Origin of the sequence: Burkholderia sp. IMCC1007, from assembly GCF_027257875.1 — a bacterium.
GTDB lineage: Bacteria > Pseudomonadota > Gammaproteobacteria > Burkholderiales > Burkholderiaceae > Burkholderia.
Genome location: NZ_JAPVQY010000005.1, coordinates 27,816 through 47,867 on the forward strand (window position 1 = coordinate 27,816; position 20,052 = coordinate 47,867).

Annotated in this window: 19 protein-coding genes; 16 read left to right on the plus strand and 3 right to left on the minus strand. The window is 67.9% G+C overall.

Annotation, left to right across the window (positions count from 1 at the left end):
- Positions 1-83 precede the first annotated feature (83 nt).
- A complete protein-coding gene (locus tag O1Q03_RS06970; protein WP_269502401.1) occupies positions 84-1,241 on the minus strand; it encodes an acyl-CoA dehydrogenase family protein in 1,158 nt (385 codons plus the stop codon).
- A 3-nt stretch (positions 1,242-1,244) separates the two neighbouring features.
- The gene (locus O1Q03_RS06975; RefSeq protein WP_269502402.1) at positions 1,245-2,033 is read right to left on the minus strand and encodes an enoyl-CoA hydratase/isomerase family protein; all 789 of its coding nucleotides are present in this window, start codon (positions 2,031-2,033) and stop codon (positions 1,245-1,247) included.
- A 145-nt stretch (positions 2,034-2,178) separates the two neighbouring features.
- On the opposite strand from O1Q03_RS06975, the gene O1Q03_RS06980 reads away from it, so the two are divergent.
- The 7 genes from O1Q03_RS06980 (at position 2,179) to O1Q03_RS07010 (ending at position 9,444) form a co-directional block, all read left to right on the plus strand.
- Complete coding sequence (locus O1Q03_RS06980) at positions 2,179-3,345, plus strand: ABC transporter ATP-binding protein (protein WP_269502403.1); 1,167 nt, start codon at positions 2,179-2,181, stop codon at positions 3,343-3,345.
- A 138-nt stretch (positions 3,346-3,483) separates the two neighbouring features.
- Positions 3,484-4,593 carry an ABC transporter substrate-binding protein gene (locus O1Q03_RS06985; RefSeq protein ID WP_269502404.1) on the plus strand — a complete coding sequence of 370 codons (1,110 nt, stop codon included), beginning with the start codon at positions 3,484-3,486 and terminating at the stop codon, positions 4,591-4,593.
- Between the two features lie 25 nt (positions 4,594-4,618).
- Positions 4,619-5,494: an ABC transporter permease gene (locus O1Q03_RS06990; protein WP_269502405.1), complete on the plus strand. Its 876-nt coding sequence runs from the start codon at positions 4,619-4,621 to the stop codon at positions 5,492-5,494.
- A gap of 31 nt (positions 5,495-5,525) precedes the next feature.
- On the plus strand, positions 5,526-6,308 hold the full coding sequence (locus O1Q03_RS06995; protein WP_269502406.1) for an ABC transporter permease: 783 nt from the start codon (positions 5,526-5,528) through the stop codon (positions 6,306-6,308).
- A 41-nt stretch (positions 6,309-6,349) separates the two neighbouring features.
- Positions 6,350-7,078 (plus strand): NAD(P)H-dependent oxidoreductase, encoded by a 729-nt coding sequence (locus O1Q03_RS07000; RefSeq protein WP_269502407.1) that lies wholly within the window; start codon positions 6,350-6,352, stop codon positions 7,076-7,078.
- Between the two features lie 64 nt (positions 7,079-7,142).
- Positions 7,143-7,781, plus strand: a complete 639-nt coding sequence (locus tag O1Q03_RS07005) for a MarC family protein (RefSeq protein ID WP_269502408.1) — start codon at positions 7,143-7,145, stop codon at positions 7,779-7,781.
- Between the two features lie 55 nt (positions 7,782-7,836).
- Positions 7,837-9,444, plus strand: a complete 1,608-nt coding sequence (locus tag O1Q03_RS07010) for a 5-guanidino-2-oxopentanoate decarboxylase (protein WP_269502409.1) — start codon at positions 7,837-7,839, stop codon at positions 9,442-9,444.
- Between the two features lie 78 nt (positions 9,445-9,522).
- On the opposite strand, the gene O1Q03_RS07015 is transcribed toward O1Q03_RS07010, so the two are convergent.
- Positions 9,523-10,179: a TetR family transcriptional regulator C-terminal domain-containing protein gene (locus O1Q03_RS07015; RefSeq protein ID WP_269502410.1), complete on the minus strand. Its 657-nt coding sequence runs from the start codon at positions 10,177-10,179 to the stop codon at positions 9,523-9,525.
- Positions 10,180-10,406: 227 nt separating this feature from the next.
- Between O1Q03_RS07015 and O1Q03_RS07020 the strand changes: the two genes are divergently transcribed.
- The 9 genes from O1Q03_RS07020 to O1Q03_RS07060 all read left to right on the plus strand — a co-directional run bounded on the left by O1Q03_RS07020 (position 10,407) and on the right by O1Q03_RS07060 (position 20,043).
- On the plus strand, positions 10,407-11,213 hold the full coding sequence (locus O1Q03_RS07020; RefSeq protein WP_269502411.1) for an ABC transporter ATP-binding protein: 807 nt from the start codon (positions 10,407-10,409) through the stop codon (positions 11,211-11,213).
- 103 nt (positions 11,214-11,316) lie between these two features.
- Positions 11,317-12,114, plus strand: a complete 798-nt coding sequence (locus O1Q03_RS07025; RefSeq protein WP_269502413.1) for a transporter substrate-binding domain-containing protein — start codon at positions 11,317-11,319, stop codon at positions 12,112-12,114.
- A 51-nt stretch (positions 12,115-12,165) separates the two neighbouring features.
- A complete protein-coding gene (locus O1Q03_RS07030; RefSeq protein WP_269502414.1) occupies positions 12,166-12,882 on the plus strand; it encodes an ABC transporter permease in 717 nt (238 codons plus the stop codon).
- A gap of 49 nt (positions 12,883-12,931) precedes the next feature.
- On the plus strand, positions 12,932-13,627 hold the full coding sequence (locus tag O1Q03_RS07035) for an ABC transporter permease (protein ID WP_269502415.1): 696 nt from the start codon (positions 12,932-12,934) through the stop codon (positions 13,625-13,627).
- A gap of 51 nt (positions 13,628-13,678) precedes the next feature.
- Positions 13,679-14,860: a pyridoxal phosphate-dependent aminotransferase gene (locus tag O1Q03_RS07040; protein ID WP_269502417.1), complete on the plus strand. Its 1,182-nt coding sequence runs from the start codon at positions 13,679-13,681 to the stop codon at positions 14,858-14,860.
- Positions 14,861-14,891: 31 nt separating this feature from the next.
- A complete protein-coding gene (locus tag O1Q03_RS07045; RefSeq protein ID WP_269502419.1) occupies positions 14,892-15,902 on the plus strand; it encodes a succinylglutamate desuccinylase/aspartoacylase domain-containing protein in 1,011 nt (336 codons plus the stop codon).
- Between the two features lie 396 nt (positions 15,903-16,298).
- A complete protein-coding gene (locus O1Q03_RS07050) occupies positions 16,299-18,710 on the plus strand; it encodes an MCP four helix bundle domain-containing protein (protein ID WP_269502420.1) in 2,412 nt (803 codons plus the stop codon).
- Positions 18,711-18,712: 2 nt separating this feature from the next.
- On the plus strand, positions 18,713-19,453 hold the full coding sequence (locus tag O1Q03_RS07055) for a methyl-accepting chemotaxis protein (RefSeq protein WP_269502423.1): 741 nt from the start codon (positions 18,713-18,715) through the stop codon (positions 19,451-19,453).
- Positions 19,450-20,043, plus strand: a complete 594-nt coding sequence (locus O1Q03_RS07060) for a hypothetical protein (RefSeq protein ID WP_269502424.1) — start codon at positions 19,450-19,452, stop codon at positions 20,041-20,043. The genes O1Q03_RS07055 and O1Q03_RS07060 overlap by 4 nt, the downstream gene beginning before the upstream one ends.
- Positions 20,044-20,052 lie beyond the last annotated feature (9 nt).

Below are 20,052 nucleotides of genomic sequence, written 5' to 3' on the forward strand. Positions count from 1 at the left end.
GGGGCCCGCCCTGAGGGGGGTCGCTTCGGTCTTTTGTGGCCTTTGGGTACGGCGCGCGGGGGTGGCGGGCGCGACGGTTCGCGTCAGCTGTAGCGGCGGAGGATTTCCTTCGACAGGATATGGCGCTGGATCTCGGACGTGCCTTCCCAGATGCGCTCGATGCGCGCATCGCGCCAGAAGCGCTCGATCGGCAGTTCGTCCATCAGCCCCATCCCGCCGTAGATCTGCACCGCGTGATCGGTCACGCGGCCGAGCGTCTCGGTCGCGAGCAGTTTCGCGAGTGCGGCATCGCCGTCGGTCATCGTGCCCTGGTCGAGCTTCTGCGCGGTGTAGAGCGTGACGAGTTCGGCCGCGCGGATCTCGGTCTGCATGTCCGCGAGCTTGAACGACGTGCCCTGGAAGTCGCCGATGCGCTTGCCGAACTGGTGACGCGTCGCGGCCCATTCGGCGGCCATCTCGAACGCACGCTGCGCGCGGCCGATGTTGTTCGCGGCGACCATCACGCGGCCGGCCGTGAGCCAGTCGTTCGCGAGCTCGAAGCCGCGATGCTCTTCGCCGAGGATCTGCGCGGCGCTCACGCGGCAGTCGGAGAGGAAGATCTCCGACTGGTGATAGCCGCGCAGGCTCGTGCAGTGCGGGCCGCGGCGCACGGTCATGCCCGGCGTGTCCTTGTCGATCAGGAAGCAGGTCACGCGCTTGCGTTTCTGGCCGCGCACTTCCTCTTCGCCGGTGACGGCGAACAGGATCACGAAGTCGGCCGTGTCCGCATGGCTGATGAAGTGCTTGCTGCCGTTGATCACGTAGTCGCCGCCGTCGCGCACCGCGCGGGTGCGGATGCCCATCGCATCGGAGCCTGCGCCCGGTTCGGTCAGCGCGAAGCAGTCGACGCGCTCGCCGCGCACGGCCGGTTTCAGGTAACGCTCGATCTGGTCGCCCTTGCACGCCATCAGGATCTTGCTCGGCCGCGCGACGAACACGTGCAGCGCCCAGCTCGTACGGCCGAGTTCGCGCTCGACGAGCGCCTGCGTCACGTAGTCGAGGCCCGGGCCGCCCGCGCTTTCCGGCATGTTGAACGCGTAGAAGCCGAGTTCGAGCGACTTGCGGCGGATCGATTCCGCGAGCTCGGGCGGCACGTCGTCCGCGCGATCGACCGCGAATTCATGCGGCTGCAGTTCCTTCTCGACGAACTGACGCAGCGACGTCACCAGCATGTCCTGCTCTTGGGTCAGCGAAAAATCCATCGATCATCTCCCGACAAAATGAGGTGCGCGACCTTCGACCGACGCGCGAAGCGCTTCCTGACCGTCCTCGCTGTGACCGCACGCGACGCAGGCTGCCAGCTCGCCGCGCAGTTGCTCGGCGAGGGTATGGGTGAGCGACTGCGCGAGCAGCGCCTTGGTATGGCCGAACGCGACGCTTGGGCCCTGCGCGAGACGCGCGGCGAATGCGGCGACGTGTTCCGCGAACGCATCGGCATCCACGACTTCGGACACGAGGCCGGCCGCGAGCGCGTCCTGCGCGTTCCAGCGTTCGTTGAGGAAGATGAAGCGGCGGGCGACGTCGGGGCGCGCGAGACGCGGCAGGAACCAGCTTCCACCCATGTCCGGGCTGTAGCCCATGCCCGTATACCCGCAGCGCAGCGACGCGGCCGTGCTCGCGATGCGGAAGTCGCACGCGAAGCCGATGTCGGTGCCCGCGCCGACCGTCGAGCCGTTCAGCGCGGCGACGGTGGGGCGCGGAAACGCGGCCAGCACCTGCACGAAGCGGTGCGCGCGCTCGCTCCAGCCGTATGTGTCCAGTTCGCCGTTGCGCTCGGCTTCGGCCCATTCGTCGACGTCCGCGCCCGCGCAGAACGCGCTGCCGGTGCCGGTCAGCACGACGCAGCGCACGGACGAATCCTGCGCGAGCGCGTCGAGCGTCTCGCGCAGAAAGTCGAGATGCGGCCGCGCGAGCGAATTGCGCTTCGCCGGGCGGTTCAGTCGAAGCGTCACGACGCCGTCGTGCCGTTCGATTCGGATGTCCTCGTTGCTCATGCTGATCACTGTCTCCTGGTCGTTGTGTGTCGGGTTGTGTCAGAGCCGGCAAGGGTCGCCGCTACTTGCGGACCGCATTTCGGCATAGTATAAGTTCTGTTAAATGAACGTTCAACCCAATTGTGAGTCGACCAGGAGACACACGATGAGCGTGGTGATGGAGACGTCGGCAGGTGTGGAGGCGGGGCGACCTGCTGCGGCAGGGGCGCGCACGGCATCGACGGCGCGCGGCGCGAGCGGTGCGGGGCTGCAGATCGACCGCGTGTCGAAGCGTTATGGCAGCGTGCATGCGCTGCGCGAAACGACGATCGACGTTCCGCGCGGCGAGTTCCTGACGATCCTCGGGCCGTCGGGTTCCGGCAAGACGACGCTGCTGACGATCGTCGCCGGGTTCGAGCATCCGAGTACCGGCGACCTGCGCGTCGGCGGCCGCAGCATCGTCGCGTTGCCGCCGGAGAGGCGCAACTTCGGGATGGTGTTCCAGGGCTATGCGCTGTTTCCGCACATGACGGTCGAACAGAACGTCGCGTATCCGCTGATGGTGCGCAAGCAGAAGGGGTCCGACGCGGTGAAGCGCGTGAAGGCCGCGCTCGATCTGGTGCGGCTCGGCCATCTCGCCGATCGCCTGCCGCGCCAGTTGTCGGGTGGCCAGCAGCAGCGCGTCGCGATCGCGCGCGCACTCGTGTTCGATCCCGATCTCGTGCTGCTCGACGAACCGCTCGGTGCGCTCGACCGCAAGCTGCGCGGCGAGGTGCAGGTCGAACTGAAGGCGCTGCACGAACGGCTCGGCGCGACATTCCTGTTCGTCACGCACGACCAGGAAGAGGCGCTGTCGATGTCGGACCGGATCGCGATCATGCGCGACGGCCGGCTCGAACAGATCGGCACGCCGGACGGGCTGTACGAACAGCCGGCCAACCGTTTCGTCGCGGATTTCCTCGGCAAGAGCAACTTCATCGAAGGCGTCGCGCTCGGCGGCGATGCGACGGCGACGCATTACCGCGTCGGCGACGCGCGCTTCGTCGCGCCCGCATGTGGCGCGCGCGCCGACGACACGCTGCTGTTCGCGCTGCGCCCGGAGAAGATCGCCGTATCGGCGACGTCATGTGGTGGCGCGCACAACGAAGTGGCGGGGCGCATTCGTCACTGGAGTTACTTCGGTTCGTCGTACCGCTTCGAGATCGACACGTCCGCGCTCGGCTGCATGACGGCGGACGTGCCTGCGTGGCGCGGGCTCGCGTCGCCGCGCACCGGCATGGACGTGTTCGTGCAGTGGGAGCGCGACGCGACCTGCCGGATCGCGGCCGACTGACGCGGCAAAGCTTGCATCCCGCACGACGCGGCGTGCGCCGCCGTCGGCGGCCGATTCACCGAATCACCGATTCACCGGTGCCCGGAAACGACGACAAACGACACGCGTGCGGGCGCTGTCCAGCCTGGAGGAGACACCATGACGAACCGCTATCTGCAGGACCTGCTCGACCAAGTACGCGACCTTCAACCCGCGACGTCGCAGCGCCGCCGCGAGTTCCTGCGGCTGTGCGCGGCCGCAGGCATCGCGCCGACGCTGCTGTCGCTCGGCGCGAAGGACGCACGGGCGTCGAACCCGAAGGAAATCGTGCTCAGCGCATGGGGCGGCGAAGCGCGTTCGGCGTTCCGCTCCGCGTACATGGATCCGTTCACGAAGGCGAGCGGGATCCGGATGGGCTACGACTCGTCGCCGGAGGACGGCAAGATCAAGGCGATGGTCGAGAACCGGAACGTGATCTGGGACGTGATGGATCTCGACGGCTTCGCGGCGATCAAGCTCGGCAAGCAGGGCTTCCTGCGGCCGATCGATTATTCGGTGGTCGGCCGCAACGCATTGCCGGGGCTCGCGTCGGACTTCGGCGCGCCGTCGTATCTGCTGAGCTACGTGCTCGCGTACGACGCGCGCAAGTTCGGCGCGAATCCGCCGAAGAACTGGGCCGATTTCTGGAACGTCGGCAAGTTTCCGGGCAAGCGCGGGCTCTGGAAGTGGATGGGCGGCGCGCTCGAAGCCGCGCTGATGGCCGACGGCGTCGACAAGGACAAGGTCTACCCGATCGACGTGCCGCGCGCGCTGAAGAAGCTGAAGGAGTTGCGCTCGAACGTGCTGCTGTGGGATTCGGGCGCGGACAGCCTGCAACTGCTGCGCAGCGGCGAAGTGAGCATGGCGTGCATCTGGCACACGCGTGCGAACGTGATCCAGCGCGAGAGCAACGGACGGTTCCGCTATACGTGGGAGCAGGGGCTCGCGTCGTGCGACGTGTGGGGCGTGCCGAAGAACAATCCGTCGGGCGATGCGGTGTGGCAGTTCATCAAGTTCGTGCAGGGCATCGAGCCGCAGGTGCGCCTGCTGTCGCTGCTCGGCAACGGGCCGGTCACGCCGGCCGCGACCGCGGCGGTGCCGCAGGCGCTGCGCGCCGACAATCCCGGCACGCCGGAGAACTGGGCGAAGCAGTGCAAGGTGAATCCCGAGTGGTGGGCGCAGCACTACGAAGCGACGCTTGCGCAGTACACCGACCTGATGTCGTCCTGAACTGCCGCCGCGTGAGCATGAGCCCATGAATACCCTGTCTACTCCCGTCGCGGGCACCGTCCCGCTCGGCCGTGCGAAGGCCGATCGCTACTGGCTGCTCGTCGTGCCGCTGCTCGCGGTGCTGATCGTGCTGTACGTGTATCCGCTCGTGCGCGTGCTGTGGCTCGGCTTCACCGTGCCCGAGCCCGGGCTGCAGAACTACGCGCGGCTGCTCGACAACCACGGCGTGCATCGCGTGCTATGGACGACGCTGCGCGTGTGCGCGGTCACGACCGCGGGTTCCGTCGCGCTCGGCTATGCGATTGCGTATGCGATGGCGCACGTCGGCCCGCGCCAGCGGATGGCGCTGATGTTCGGGCTGCTCGTGCCGTTCTGGGCATCGGTGCTGGTGCGCGCGTTCTCGTGGCTGTTCCTGCTCGGCGAGCAAGGGCTCGTCAACACGCTGCTGATGCGCATCGGGCTGATCGACGCGCCGCTGCCGCTGATGCGCAACGAGATCGGCGTCGTGATCGGGATGATCCATTTCATGATCCCGTATGCGGTGCTGCCGCTGTACGCGAACATGAAGGGCATCAATCCGCAGCTCGCACGCGCTTCGCAGGGGCTCGGCGCGGGGGCGTTCGTCACGTTCCGCAACGTGTATTTCCCGCAGACGCGGCCCGGCATCGTCGGCGCGGCGATCCTCGTATTCATCTTCTCGCTCGGCTTCTACGTGACGCCGGTGATCCTCGGCGGCGGCCGCACGGTGATGATCGCCGAATACATCAGCACGCAGATCCTGCAGCTCGTGAACTGGGGCAGCGGGGCGGCGCTCGCGTCGCTGTTGCTGGCGTCGATCCTGGCCGCGCTCGCGCTGCTTGCGCGTTTCGTCGACCTGCGCGAGCTGTTCGGCGCGCGCTGACCGATCGGAGAACGAACCGATGAAAACCCGAATGACCGCAGGACGCGCGCTGGTGGTCGGCATCGCATGGGCCGCGATCCTGTTCCTGATGCTGCCGCTGCTCGTGTCGGTGCCGGTGTCGCTGACGCCGAGCGATTACCTGTCGATGCCCGATGGCACGCTGTCGCTGCGGCACTACGGCGCGCTGCTCGACGACGACGGCTGGCTGTCGAGCTTCGTGCAGAGCGCGGTGATCGCGCTGGTGTCGTCGGCGATCTCCGTCACGCTCGGCACGCTGTGCGCGATCGGGCTGTGGAAGGTCGCGTCGAAGCGCGGCGAGTTCGTGCGCGGCGTGATCCTGTTCCCGCTGATCGTGCCGCCGATCGTGTCGGCGCTCGCGTTCTACCGGTTGTGGGGCGAGCTGCGCATGCTCGACAGTTTCCCGGCCGCGACCCTGTCGCACGTCGTGCTGTCGGTGCCGTACGTGGTGGTAGCCGTGTCCGCGTCGCTCGCGACCGTCGGGCTGCGGATCGAGCAGGCGTCGCGCAGCCTCGGCGCGAATGTCGCGCAGACGCTGCGTTACGTGATCCTGCCGTCGATCAGGCCGGGCGTGCTGTCGGCCGCGGTGTTCGCGTTCATCCTGTCTTGGGACGAGCTCGTCGTCACGCTGTTCATCTCGAGCCGCCACGTATATACGCTGCCGCGCCGCATGTGGGACGGGATGCGCGAGAACGTCGATCCGGCGATCGCGTCGGTGTCCACGCTGCTGCTCGTCGCGACCTGCGTGGCGATCGGCCTGTCGCTGCTGCGCAAGCGCGCGGCCGGGTCCGTCTGAATTCAACCCTTCAACGTTACGTTGCGGAGAAAAATCGCACCATGAAAGTCCTGATCGTTCACGCCCATCCCGAGCCGCAGTCGTTCACGACGTCGATGCTGCACCGCGCGGTGAGCACGCTCGAGGCGCAGGGGCATACCGTGACGGTGTCCGACCTGTATGCGATGCAGTGGAATCCGGTGGCGAGCGCGGCCGACTTCGGCGTGCGCAAGAACCCCGACTATCTCGTCTATGCGCTGGAGCAGCGCGAGAACGTCGCCGCGCATGCGATCGCGCCCGACATCGCGGCGGAGCTCGACAAGCTGGCCGCATGCGATCTGCTGATCCTCAGCTTCCCGCTGTTCTGGTGCTCGGTGCCGGCGATCATGAAGGGCTGGATCGACCGCGTGCTCGTGTCCGGCAAGGTGTACGGCGGCGTGCGCTTCTACGATCGCGGCGGGATGCGCGGCAAGCGCGCGCTGCTCGCGTACACGTGCGGCGGTCGCGACTACATGTTCGGCGCGGACGGTGTGCACGGCGAGATGGACCTGATGCTGCGCCACGTGCTGCGCGGCACGCTCGGTTACGCGGGCTTCGACGTGCTGCCGTCGTTCGTCGGCTATCACGTGCCGTATATCGGCGATGCGGAACGCGCGGCCGTGCTCGACCGGTACGACGCGTACCTCGCGCAGCTCGACCGGCTCGAACCGATGGCGTTTCCGACGCTCGACGATTTCGACGGCGACATGCGGCCGCGCGAGCGCGCGCCGCAGGAAGCCGCGCAGGAATGAGCGCGAGAGCTGGCCGCGATGCCGCTGCGTTTTTCAATCACCCGACCGCATGTGAGTTGCAGCGATGACCCTGACGTCGAGCGACGTGCTGCTGTTCCTGACCGGCCTGTTGACGCTGTTCTGTCCGCCGGTCGCGATCCCGATGTATGCGGCCGTCACAGGGCATTTTCCCGACGTGACACAGCGGCAGATCGCGCTCAGGCTGTTCGGATGGATCGCGGCGCTGATGGTCGGCGCGGTGTGGAGCGGCCAGTTCCTGCTGCGCATGCTCGGCCTCACGCTCGGTGCGTTGACGCTGACGGGCGGGCTCGTGCTGTGCCTGTGGTCGATCCCGATGATGCGCGGCACGGCGAACGACGAACGCAGCGGCGGCGACACGCGGCTCGAGTATGCGCAGTGGCGCAACTACATCGCGGTGCCGCTGATCTTCCCGCTGTCGATCGGCAGCGCGGTGATGTCGCTCGTGATCACGACCGCGACACGCTTTCATACGCCCGCCGACCTGCTGGCGCTGAGCGCGGCGTGTGTGCTGCATGCGGGCGTGATCGGGCTCACGTATGCGTGCTCGGCATCGTGGTGCCGCCGGCTCGGCGAGATCGGCAGGACGCTGGTCGAGCGGCTGTCGGGCATCGTGCTGACCGCGATCGCGTTCCAGATGCTCGCGCAGGGCGTGCGCGAATTGTTGCCGGGGCTCGCGCATTGACATCGCCGGTGGCGCAAGCGTGATCCAGAAACCTATCCTCGATGATGGAAGCGAAATGAAAACAGTAGGCATGTACCTCGTCGACCTGCTCGCCGCATACGGCGTCGACACCGTGTTCGGCATTCCCGGCGTGCATACGATCGAGCTGTACCGCGGGCTGGCCGGCAGCACGCTGCGCCACGTGAGCGCGCGCCACGAGCAGGGCCTCGGCTTCATGGCGGACGGCTACGCGCGCGCGACCGGCAAGCTGGGCGTGTGCTTCGTGATCACCGGCCCGGGGATGACGAACATCGCGACGTCGATGGCGCAGGCGTATGCGGATTCGATTCCGATGCTGGTGATTTCCAGCGTCAACGCGTCCGGCGATATCGGCTCCGGCAACGGCCATCTGCACGAACTGCCGGACCAGCACGCGTTCGCGGAGAATGTCGCCGCGTTCAGCTACACGGTGCCGCGCGCCGACGCGCTGCCGCAGGCGATCGCGCGCGCGTTCGCGGTGTTTTCGGGCGGCCGGCCGCGCCCGGTGCACATCCAGATTCCGCTCGACGTGCTCGCGGCGCCCGCCGACACGTTGCCGCCGGTGCCGGCCGTGCCGCCGCGCATCGCGCCGGGGCCCGCATCGGCCGACGGCATCGACGCGCTGCGTGCGAAGGTGGCCGCCGCACGCGCGCCGCTGATCCTCGCGGGCGGCGGCGCGCTGGACGCGGCCGACGACGTGCGCTGGCTCGCGGAAGCGCTCGATGCGCCGGTCGTGATGACGATCAACGGACGCGGCGTGCTGCCGCCCGCGCATCCGCTCGGCATCGCGTGGTCGGCATCGAGCGACGCGGTGCGCGCGCTGATGCGCGACAGCGACCTGATCGTCGCGCTCGGCACCGAGCTCGGGCCGACCGATTACGACCTGTATGCGACGCGCAGCTTCTCGATGCCCGCGCCGCTCGTGCGGATCGACATCGATCCGCAGCAGCTGTGCCGCAACGCGGTGCCGGCGCTGCCGCTGCTCGGCGACGTCGGCGAAACCCTGCGTGCGCTGCGGCGCGTATGGCCGGCCGATCTACGGGTGCACGGCGACGGCGGCGGCGACGGTGCCGAGCGCGCGGCGAAGTGCCGTGCGGCGGCGCGGCAGGAACTGAACGACGAGATGCGGCGCGATCTCGCGCTGCTCGACGGCGTGCGCGACGCGCTGCCCGATGCGGCGATCGTCGGCGATTCCACACGCATCGTCTACGCGGGCAACGTCGGCTTCGCTGCACCGCGCCCGCGCAGCTGGTTCAACGCGTCGGTCGGCTTCGGCTCGCTCGGTTACGGGCTGCCGGCCGCCGTCGGCGCGAGCCTCGGCGATGCGTCGCGGCCGGTGGTCTGCATCGCCGGCGACGGCGGGTTCCAGTACACGCTCGCGGAGCTCGGCACCGCGGTGCAGCATCGCGCACGCGTGATCGTCGTGCTGCTGAACAACGGCGGCTACGGGGAAATCAAGCGGGCGATGGTCGACGGTGGCGTCGAGCCGGTCGGCGTGGATCTGCATACGCCCGATTTCGTCGCGATCGCGCGCGCGTATGGATGGGGCGCGCAGCGCGTCGAAGAGGGCGCGTCGCTGGCCGGTGCGCTCAATGAAGCGGCCGCTCACGATGCGCCATATCTGATCGAGATTCGCGCGGCTTGAAAACGCGAACGGCCTCGCAGTGCGAGGCCGTAGCGTCCGCCGCCGGACACGCGCCGGCGGCCTGGTGCATGACGTCCGTTACGCGCGCTTGCGCGCCGTCTTCGGCGGCGGCAGGAACGAATCGACGACGCGCAGGCAGCTCGTCAGCGCGTCTTCCGCGGTAAACGATGTCGGGTCGCGCGCGAGTTCGAGCCAGAACCCGTCGATCACGGCCGTCAGCGTCAGCGCGGCGAGATCGCTGTCGACGCTGCCGCCGCGCACTTCCGCGATCTGGTCGAACAGCTTCTTCAGCGCCTGCCGGTAGCCGGCGTACAGCTCCTTGTGCGCCTTGCGGATCACCGGGTCGCTGTGCGCGACGCTCCAGAAGCCGAGCCATACCTTCACGTTCTTCGGCGTGAACACCGGCGCGGCGAAACATACCTTGATGATCGCGTCGAGCTTGTCCTCGGGGCCCGCCGCATTCGCGGCGGCCGCGCGCGACACGTCGAGCAGGTCGGCCGCGAGCCGCTTGTAGGTCTGCGCCATCAGCTCGTCTTTCGACTGGAAGTGATGGTTGATCAGCCCGCGCGACACTTTCGCTTCCGCGCAGATGCGGTCGATCGTGGTTTCCGAATAGCTGTAGCGCGCGATGCAGCGCATCGTCGCGTCGATGATCGATTGCTGCCGCACGGCGGGCGTTTCTCGGATGCCGCGGCTGCGGGTCTGAACCGGTGCGCTGCCAGGAGTCTTTTTCACGGAGTGACCTTACGGAATCGTCATGGCACCGATTATAGGGGAGTGTCGGACGCTTGTTCAATTACAGCGACGGAACCCGCGAAAACCCTTGCTCGCAGATTATTGAAATCTGTTGAACCACTGTTCAACAGGGCCTATACTCGACTCCGCATGAGGTTGGTCGGCCATTCAACAAGACGCCGCGATCCCGCGCGGGACGGGCGTGAGAATTCGACACAGGAGACAGCATGTTGGCGCGGGTGGAGAGCGTGAAGGCAGCCGTCGAGGAGCGCGTGCAGGTGACGGACCTGCACAAGCGGTTCGGTGAGCTGGAGGTGTTGAAGGGTGTGTCGCTGAGCGCGCACGAGGGCGAAGTGATCTCGCTGATCGGCGCGAGCGGCTCGGGCAAGAGCACGCTGCTTCGCTGCATCAACCTGCTGGAGACGCCGACCCGTGGGCGCATCGTCGTCGACGGCGAGGAGATCGGGCTGAAAGTCGACCGCAAGGGTCGCACGGTGGCGACCGATCCGCGCCAGGTCGAGCGCATCCGCACGCGCCTCGGCATGGTGTTCCAGAGCTTCAACCTGTGGGCGCACCGCACCGTGCTCGAAAACGTGATCGAGATGCCGGTGCACGTGCTGCGCGAACCGCGCGCCGAAGCGATCGTGCGCGCCGAGCACTTGCTCGAGCGCGTCGGTCTCGCCGACAAGCGCAACGTCTATCCCGCATTCCTGTCCGGCGGCCAGCAGCAGCGTGTCGCGATTGCGCGCGCGCTGGCGATGCGGCCGAAGGTGATGCTGTTCGACGAGCCGACCTCCGCGCTCGATCCCGAACGCGTGGGCGAAGTGCTGAAGGTGATTCGCGATCTCGCGTGCGAAGGCCGCACGATGATTCTCGTCACGCACGAGATGGCGTTCGCGCGCGACGTGTCGAACAAGGTGCTGTTCCTGCACGAAGGGCGCGTCGAGGAGAGCGGCACGCCGCGTGAAATCTTCGATGCGCCGCAGAGCGAACGCTGCCGTCAGTTCGTCAATGCACATCGGCAACGCAACTGAACCGCGGGCACGGCCCGTGCATGCGTGCGCGGCCGTCCCGACCGATGCCGGTCGCCCGATGCCGGTCCCACCGATCCCTATCTTTCCCGCAAGGAGTCCGACCATGAAACGCGTCGTACGCAATCTGCTGTGTCTGTTGAGTCTCGTTGTCGCGGCGCTCGCGCCGTTCGGTTCCGCGCACGCGTCGCCGGGCGTGCTGCGTTTCGGCGTGGCCGCCGAGCCGTATCCGCCGTTCCTGATGAAGAGCCCGACCGGGCAGTGGAGCGGCTTCGAGGCCGACCTGATCCGCGCGCTGTGCGAGCAGATGAACGCGAAGTGCGAGATCAAGGAAGTCGCGTGGGACGGCATCATCCCCGCGCTCCAGAGCGGCAAGATCGACGTGATCTTCAACTCGATGTCGATCACGCCGGAGCGCCAGAAGGTGATCGCGTTCTCGCGGCCGTACTACGAGACGCCGGGCACGTTCGTCGGCGCGAAGAACCAGAAGCTCACGCTGACGCCGGACGGCCTCAAGGGCAAGGTGATCGGCGTGCAGGGCTCCACCGCGAACGCCGAATTCATCAAGATGGCGTACGGCAAGACCGCGACGGTGCGCCTGTACAACACGCAGGACGACTGCAACTCGGACCTCGTCGCGGGCCGCATCGACACGATGTACCTCGACCAGCTCGGCATTCTCGATTTCCTGAAGTCGAAGGACGGTTCCGCGTTCGAGCTGAAGGGCCCCGGCAGCGTGAAGATGGATCCGGCGATCTTCGGCTACGGCGTCGGCGCGGGCATGCGCAAGGCCGATGCGCCGCTCAAGCAGCAGATGGACCAGGCGCTCGAACAGCTGCACGCATCGGGCAAGTACGCGCAGATCGCGAAGAAGTACTTCCCGATCGACCTCTGGCCGCACTGATCGCCCGGATACGCGCAGACGCGCGCCACGCACGGAACAGGAGGAGGCGGCATGGACGGTTGGGGATGGGTGGGCTACCTGGGCATGGATCCGGACGGCTGGGGCGTCGCGCTGCTGCAGGGCGCGGGCGTCACGCTGGAGATTTCGCTCGGCGCGTTCGTCGTCGGCGTCGTGCTCGGGTTGCTGGGCGCGGCCGCGAAACTGTCCGGCGTGGGCGTGCTGCAACGGCTCGCGCAGGGTTACACGACGGTGTGCCGCGCGGTGCCCGAACTGCTGCTGATCCTGCTGCTCTATTACGCGGGCACCGACGCGATCAACCTGCTGATGACGGCGATCGGCGTCGGGCCGGTGGCGGTCAACGGCTTTGCCGCGGCGGTGATCGTGCTCGGCATCGTGCAGGGCGCGTATGCGGCGGAGATCATCCGCGGCGCGATCCTCGCGATCCCGTACGGGCAGATCGAGGCCGCGCGCGCGTTCGGCGCATCGCCGGCACTCGTGTTCCGGCGCGTGACGCTGCCGGCGATGGCGCCGTATGCGCTGGCCGGCTTCACGAACCTGTGGCTGATCCTCGTGAAGGACAGCGCGCTGATCAGCGTGGTCGGCTACAGCGAGCTGCTCTACACCGCGAAGCAGGCGGCCGGCTCGACGCGCGAGTACCTGCACTACTACCTGATGGTCGCGGCCGTGTACTTCGCGATCACGTCGCTGTCGGGCATGCTGTTCCGCGAGATCGAGCGGCGCTTCGGCCGCTGGATGCCCGCATCGTGAACCGCGTCGCGTCTTTCCACGGATTTTTCGATCGAACCGGATCAACGTCATGGATCTGAGCGTACTGTCCTCCTACGGGTCGCTGCTGCTGCTCGGCGTGCTGACCACCGTCAAGCTGCTCGTCATCTCGGCCGGGTTCGGCTTCGCGCTCGCGATCGCCGTCGCGTTCGCGCGGCTGTCGGGCAATCCGGTCGTCGCGCGCGTCAGCAAGGCCTTCACCGAAGTGATCCGCGGCACGCCGCTGCTCGTGCAGATCTACCTGATCTACTACGGCGTCGGCTCGCTGTTCGCCGGCTGGCCCGCATTGCGCGACAGCGTGCTGTGGCCGTTCCTGCGCGACGGCTTCTGGTATGTCGCGTTCGCGCTGGTGATCAGCGTCGGCGCGTATGTCGGCGAGGTGCTGCGCGCGGGCCTGCGCGGCGTGCCGAAGGGCGAGATCGAGGCGGCGCGCGCGATGGGGATGCGGCCGTCGCTGATCGCGCGGCGCGTGTGGCTGCCGCGCGCGATCCAGATCCTGCTGCCGACGCTGGCCGGCGAGACCGTGATGCTGCTGAAATCGACCGCGCTCGCATCGACCGTCGCGGTGATGGACGTGCTCGGCGCCGCGAACTACATTCGTGCGCAGACGCTGCGGACCTACGAGCCGCTGCTGGCGATCGCGGTGATCTACGTCGTGCTGGCGTTCGCGATCGAACGCGCATTCGGCCGGCTCGAGCGGCGAGTGCCGGTGCGCATGCCGCGTTGAACGAACCACTGACGGCGCGGCCGCTGCCTGGCGCCGCGCGATGGAGAACGCATGAACTATTCGAAGCTGGTCGATCGCCTGCAGGGCAAGCGCACGACCGCATGGGACATTCATTACGCGGCGCAGCGCGCCGTCGCGGCAGGGCAGCCGGCGATCATCCTGAGCGTCGGCGATCCGGATTTTTCGACGCCCGACGTGATCGTCGAGCGCGCGGTCGCCGCGCTGCGCGGCGGCGATACGCACTACAGCGAAGTGCGCGGGCGCGCCGAGCTGCGCGCGGCGATCGCGCGCGAGCATGCGAAAGCGTCCGGGCAGCCGGTCGGCGCCGAGCACGTGATCGTGACGGCCGGCGCGCAGAACGCGCTGTTCGCGATGGCGATGTGTCTGTGCGAGGCCGGCGACGAGGTGATCGTGCCCGAGCCGATGTACCTCACGTACGAAGCGAGCGTGCGCGCCTCGGGCGCGACGCTCGTGCCGGTGCCCGTCGATGCGTCGCGCGGCTTTCATCTCGACTTCGCCGCGCTCGAGGCGGCGGTGACGCCGCGCACCAAGGCGATCTTCTTCGCGACGCCGTGCAACCCGACCGGCGTCGTGATGCCGCGCGCCGATCTCGAACGGATCGCGCGGCTCGCGTGCGAGCGCGATCTGTGGGTCGTGTCCGACGAGGTCTACGCGGAACTGACGTTCGAGCGCGACATGGTCGGCATCGCATCGCTGCCGGGGATGGCCGCACGCACGGTGACGATCGGCAGCCTGTCGAAGTCGCATGCGATGCCCGGCTGGCGGGTCGGCTGGGCCATCGGCCCGACCGAGTTGATCGAGCACGCGGAGCGGCTCGCGCTGTGCATGCTGTACGGGCTGCCGGGCTTCATCCAGCAGGCGGCCGTCGCCGCGCTCGACAACAAGGCGGCGATCGTCGCCGGCATGCGCGAGCTGTATCGGCGCCGCCGCGACCTGGCCTACGCGCGCCTGCGCGACGTGCCGGGGCTGCGCTGCCTGCTGCCGGAGGCCGGGATGTTCATGATGGTCGACGTGCGCGGCACGGGGCTGGACGCCCACGCGTTCACGTGGGGGCTGTTCCGCGCGAAGCAGGTCGCATTGCTCGACGCGAGCGCATTCGGCGATACTGCGTCCGGCTTCGTGCGCTTCGGCTTCGTCGTCGACGATGCGACGCTGGCCGACGCGTGCGAGCGCATCGCGGCATTCGTCGCGAGCCTGCGCGCGGCGTCGTGATGCACGGGTGGCTTCGAATGGAGGGCAGACGATGATCGAAACGCTGACATGGCCGGTGCCGGGCGATGGCGGGCAGCCGCTCGCGATTCGCGCGTGGCGGCTGTCGGGCGGCGACGGGCCGCGCGTGCACCTGCAGGCCGGCGTGCATGCGGACGAGATCGCCGGCATGCTCGTGCTGCACCGGTTGCTGCCGCAACTGTGTGCGGCCCATGACCGCGGCGTGCTGCGCGGCACGGTGACGGTCGTTCCGCAGGCGAACCCGCTCGGGCTCGCGCAGTTCCGGCAAGGGCGGCTGCTCGGCCGCTTCCACGATGCGACGCACCGCAATTTCAACCGGCATTTCCATGAGTCGGCCGCCGCGCGCCGGCCCGCGACGACGTTCGCCGCGTGGCAGCGCACGTTGTTCGACGCCGCATGCGACGCCGACATCGTGCTCGACCTGCACACCGATTCCGACGCGCTGCCGTACGTGTATTTTCACCACGATTTATGGCCCGCGGGCCGCGATCTCGCGGCGGCGCTCGATGCCGATGTCGCGATCCTGTGGGACGAGGACGACGACGGCGCGTTCGAAGGCGCGATCGCGTCGCACTGGGCGCGCGGCGGCACGCTGCGCGAGCGGCTCGTCGCGACCGTCGAGCTGCGCGGGCAATCCGACGTATCCGATGCGCTCGCCGAGCGCGATGCCGACGGCCTGCTTGCCTTCCTGCGGGGCCGCGGCGTGATCGCCGAGCCGGCCGGCGTGCACGCATGGCGCGGCGCGGCCGTGCCGATCGCGCACATGGAGACGGTGCTCGCGCCGGTGTCGGGCGTGCTCGTGTACGAGCGCGAACTCGGCGCGATGGTCGATGCCGGCGAACGCATTGCGCGGATCGTCGCGCATCCCGGCGTGCCCGGCAGCGAGCACGTGCTGGTCGCGCCGCAGGCGGGGCGCATCGTCACGCGCAATCGCGAGCGGCTGGTCGCGCAGGGCGACGTCGCGTTGAAGCTGACGGGCTCGCGGCCGTCGGCCGGCTGGTCGGGCGGCGCGCTCGATCCCTGAGCGACGGCGGCGCGGGTTGGCGACAGCCCGCGCATTCGATTCTGCGTCACGCGTAAAGACATTCAGAAAGAATGCGACCCGTGGATAATGCGCAAACGTTTTACCGATATTCGATCGGATCAAGTTCGCGGATCATGAGTATAAGAATGAATATCCGCAATTCGACGCGCTTGGTCGGCCGGGAGGCCCGATGGAGCGGGGTAGACCGGAAGTTAACGGCAAATTCCGCAAAAACTTTAGCCTTTTCTCGTTGCAATTAATCATTGCGATTTCCTCAATGACTGATTGATTTTCAGTCATCGGACCGTCATACACCATCCCCGATAATTCGCCGCTCACATTCTTTCAACAGGCCAAGGGGCGATCGAAGCCGGATCGCTGCGGGGAGCTGTACTCATGACCATCCGTCATCGCATTACGCTGCTAGTCGTCCTGACGTTTCTCGCGTTGTCCGCGATCGGCGTATACGCCGTGTACCAGACGCGCAAGAGCGCGTCCGAAGTGCGTCAGGTTACCCAGGGAATCGTGCCGAGCGCGCTCGCATCGGCGGATCTCGTCGCCGACGTGAAGAACATCCAGATCGCGACGATGACGCTGGTCTACGCGCCCGACGCGAACACCGCCGCGCAGGCACGCGCCGAGCTGAAGGCGAAGCAGCGCGCACTGCGCGCCGCGCTCGACGCGCAGGCGAAGTCCGCCGTCGGGCACGCGCAGGAAGGCCTCGTTGCGCAGGCGAAGGACAGCGCGACGAACTATTTCTCGGCGATCGACGATACCGTGAAGATGAAGACGGACGGCAAGCCGGAGATGGCGCAGGCTTACCTGTTCGCGAACGTCGCGCAGTATCGCGACGAACTGGAAAGCATCGTCGACACGCTGCGGGTCGAGAAGAATCGCCAGAAGGACGACGCGATCCGCGCGCTGAACGGGATGCTGTCGACCACGGCGACCGCGATCGCCGTTGTGGCTGGCACCGTCGTGGTGCTGCTGACCGCGCTCGGCTTCGTGCTGTATCGCCAGATCACGCGTCCGCTGAGCCGGATGCAGACGATGATGAGCGAGATCGCGACGAGCCAGGACTTCACGCGCCGCGTGCCGGTGGGCCGGATGGACGAGATCGGTCACTCCATCGTCGCGTTCAACGGGATGATCGAGAAGATCCAGGAGAACGCCGCGCAACTGAAGCAGAAGACGGCCGACATCCAGGCCATGCTGCAGAACATGCAGCAAGGGATCCTGACCGTCGTCGAAGGCGGCGTCGTGCATGCGGAATATTCGGCCTACCTCGAAACCATCTTCGAGACGAGCGACATCGCGGGCCGCGACCTGATGGCGCTCGTGTTCGACGATTCGAGCATCGGCTCCGACGCGCGCTCGCAGATCGATGCGGCCGTGCATGCGTGTCTCGGCGAGGACAGCATGAATTTCGCGTTCAACGCGCATCTGCTCGTCAACGAAGTCGCGAAGCGGATGCCGGACGGCCGCGAGAAATGGCTCGACCTGAGCTGGTCGGCGATCACCGACGAGACCGATACGGTCGCGCGCCTGATGCTGTGCGTGCGCGACGTGACCGAGATCCGCGAGCTGACCGCGCAGGCCGGCGAGCAGCAGCGCCGTCTCGAGATGATCGGCGAGATCCTGTCGATCAGCCAGGACAAGTTCCACGACTTCGTGCACAGCGCGAAGGGCTTCCTCAGCGAGAACGAGCGGATGATCCGCCAGCACGAACGCGCGGATCATTCGATCGTCGCGGCGCTGTTCCGCAACATGCATACGATCAAGGGCAATGCGCGCACCTACAGCCTCCAGCACCTGACGAACATCGTCCACGAAGCGGAGCAGGCGTACGAATCGCTGCGCCGCGTGGACGGCGGCCCCGAGTGGAACCGCGACGCGCTGATGGAAGACCTGTCCCGCGTGCGCGAGGCCGTCGATCACTACGCGACGATCAACGCGGTCACGCTCGGCCGCCACGGCGAACCGGCGCAGCATGGCGGCGCCGACTATCTGATGGTCGAACGCGCGCACATCAGCGAGAGCCTGCGCATGCTCGACCACGCCGATCCGGCGAACGCGGGCGACTGGCACGCGGCGCGCGATTCGGTGCGCCGTTTGCTGAGCCAGTTCGGCACGCAGGGCATCGGCGAAACGCTGGGCGGCGTGATCGAGTCGCTGCCGTCGCTCGCGGCCGAACTCGGCAAGCCGGCGCCCGTCGTGCATGTCAACGGCCACGGCCATCGCGTGCGCAGCGAGATCGCGGCGACGCTGAAGAACGTGTTCATGCACCTGCTGCGCAATGCGGTCGACCACGGCATCGAAACGTCCGACGAGCGTCGCGCGGCAGGGAAGGCGCCGGCCGGCACGATCGACATCGCGGTCGACGTCGACAACGGTGCGCTGCGCTTCGTGCTCGGCGACGACGGTCGCGGCCTCGCGCTCGACCGCATTCGCGGCATCGCACGCGAGCGCGGCTGGATCGACGACGACAACGAAACGGCGCTGTCCGACGAGGCCGTTGCCGAGTTGATCTTCCGGCCCGGCTTCTCGACCGCGCGCTCAGTGACCGAAGTGTCGGGGCGCGGCGTCGGGATGGATGCGGTGCGCAACTTCCTGAAGCGCGACGGCGGCGATATCGCGCTGCGCTTCACCGACGACTGCGTCGGCGCGCCGTATCGCGCCTTCCAGACGATCGTGTCGCTGCCCGAGCGCTTTGCGGCGAACGGCGGGGCGCACGAAGCCGCGCAAGAAGCCACGCACGAAGCCGCGCATGTGTCCGCTGGCGTCGCGAACGCCGACGCAACGGAGTGACCGTGCAAGCGTGGATGATCCCGATCGGTGCCGCGCTGGCAGGCGGCCTGGTGGTCGCGGCCCTTGCCGCGATCGTGTGCCGGATGGCGCGCGCGCGGCTCGTCGCTGCGATGACGCGCGAAGCGGACGTGTTGCGCGACGCGCTCGGCGCGGCCGACGCGCGCGCTGCTGCGGCGACGGCAGCGCATGCCGACGCGGCCGACGCATGGGCGCAGCGGGAAGCGGCGCTCGAGGAAGCGCTTGCACGCGCAACGGCCGGCGCTGCCGAGCAGCACGACGCGTTGCAGGCGCTCGCGGCCGAGCGCGCCGCGCTGTCGCAGCATGCGACGAAGCTCGCCGACGAAGCTGCGCGGCTGCGCGGACTGGCCGGCACGTTCGAGCGCTGGCACGAGCAGATGATCTCGCTGACCACGCAGAACCAGGACATGCGCACGAAGAACCAGGAGTTGTCGGCGATCGTCGCGCACGTGTCGATCGTGTCGCTGAACGCATCGATCGAAGCCGCGCGCGCGGGCGCCGCCGGACGCGGCTTCTCGATCGTCGCGAGCGAGGTGCGCGGGCTTGCCGCGCGCTCGCAGCAACTGTCGAACAGCTATCGCGACAGCCTGAACCGCAACGATCTCGTGACGGCCGCGACGTTCCAGGACATCCAGGCCGGCGGCAAGATGATCACGGCCGCGCTCGCGACCGTCGAGACGCTTGCGGGGCAACTGCATGCGCGGCTCGAAGGAGCGGCGGCGTGATCAGTGCGCAGGCCCGGGCCGGCTTCGAGCGGATCTTCTTCGATGCGGCGCGCACGCGGCTCGCAGCCGGCGGCGCGTGCGAGATCCGGCCGGCCGCCGCCGACGACGACGATGCACACGCTGCATCGCACGATCCGTCGCGCGCGAAGTCGCGCTCGACGCCGAAGGTGCCGGAGCACGTCGCGGTGCTGACGATTTCCGCGTTGCACTTCCGGCTGCTGCTCGCGCTGCGCTTTCGCGACGACGATGCGACGCGCCGTCATTTCGCCGCCGCAATGCCGGGCGCAAGCTCGCAACGGCCGTTGCCCGAGGCGTTCATGGAAATCGCGAACCTGTGCTGCGGCGCGATCAACCAGGCGCTGATCGCGCCGTTTCCCGATCTCGGGATGTCGACGCCGTACCTGCTGAGCGGCGCGAGCATCGATTACCTGCCGGCGCTGAATCCCGATCACGTGGCGGCGTACGACGTGACGCTCGGCGGCGACGTGCGGATCGGCGCGACGCTGTGCGTATGCGCGAACGCGCCGGTCGATTTCCACGTGCCGGAAGCGGCCGCGGTGGACACGGGCGGCGAGCTCGAACTATTTTGACCGATACCG

Excerpts from the sequence above, each read along its gene's own strand:
- O1Q03_RS06995 (WP_269502406.1), top strand. The coding sequence starts at position 5,526 with ATGACCGCAGGACGCGCGCTGGTGGTCGGCATCGCATGGGCCGCGATC.
- O1Q03_RS06985 (WP_269502404.1), top strand. The coding sequence starts at position 3,484 with ATGACGAACCGCTATCTGCAGGACCTGCTCGACCAAGTACGCGACCTT.
- O1Q03_RS07050 (WP_269502420.1), top strand. The coding sequence starts at position 16,299 with ATGACCATCCGTCATCGCATTACGCTGCTAGTCGTCCTGACGTTTCTC.
- O1Q03_RS07020 (WP_269502411.1), top strand. The coding sequence starts at position 10,407 with ATGTTGGCGCGGGTGGAGAGCGTGAAGGCAGCCGTCGAGGAGCGCGTG.
- O1Q03_RS07045 (WP_269502419.1), top strand. The coding sequence starts at position 14,892 with ATGATCGAAACGCTGACATGGCCGGTGCCGGGCGATGGCGGGCAGCCG.
- O1Q03_RS06975 (WP_269502402.1), bottom strand. The coding sequence starts at position 2,033 with ATGAGCAACGAGGACATCCGAATCGAACGGCACGACGGCGTCGTGACG.
- O1Q03_RS06990 (WP_269502405.1), top strand. The coding sequence starts at position 4,619 with ATGAATACCCTGTCTACTCCCGTCGCGGGCACCGTCCCGCTCGGCCGT.
- O1Q03_RS06980 (WP_269502403.1), top strand. The coding sequence starts at position 2,179 with ATGAGCGTGGTGATGGAGACGTCGGCAGGTGTGGAGGCGGGGCGACCT.
- O1Q03_RS07000 (WP_269502407.1), top strand. The coding sequence starts at position 6,350 with ATGAAAGTCCTGATCGTTCACGCCCATCCCGAGCCGCAGTCGTTCACG.
- O1Q03_RS07035 (WP_269502415.1), top strand. The coding sequence starts at position 12,932 with ATGGATCTGAGCGTACTGTCCTCCTACGGGTCGCTGCTGCTGCTCGGC.
- O1Q03_RS07010 (WP_269502409.1), top strand. The coding sequence starts at position 7,837 with ATGAAAACAGTAGGCATGTACCTCGTCGACCTGCTCGCCGCATACGGC.
- O1Q03_RS07025 (WP_269502413.1), top strand. The coding sequence starts at position 11,317 with ATGAAACGCGTCGTACGCAATCTGCTGTGTCTGTTGAGTCTCGTTGTC.
- O1Q03_RS07005 (WP_269502408.1), top strand. The coding sequence starts at position 7,143 with ATGACCCTGACGTCGAGCGACGTGCTGCTGTTCCTGACCGGCCTGTTG.
- O1Q03_RS07040 (WP_269502417.1), top strand. The coding sequence starts at position 13,679 with ATGAACTATTCGAAGCTGGTCGATCGCCTGCAGGGCAAGCGCACGACC.
- O1Q03_RS06970 (WP_269502401.1), bottom strand. The coding sequence starts at position 1,241 with ATGGATTTTTCGCTGACCCAAGAGCAGGACATGCTGGTGACGTCGCTG.
- O1Q03_RS07030 (WP_269502414.1), top strand. The coding sequence starts at position 12,166 with ATGGACGGTTGGGGATGGGTGGGCTACCTGGGCATGGATCCGGACGGC.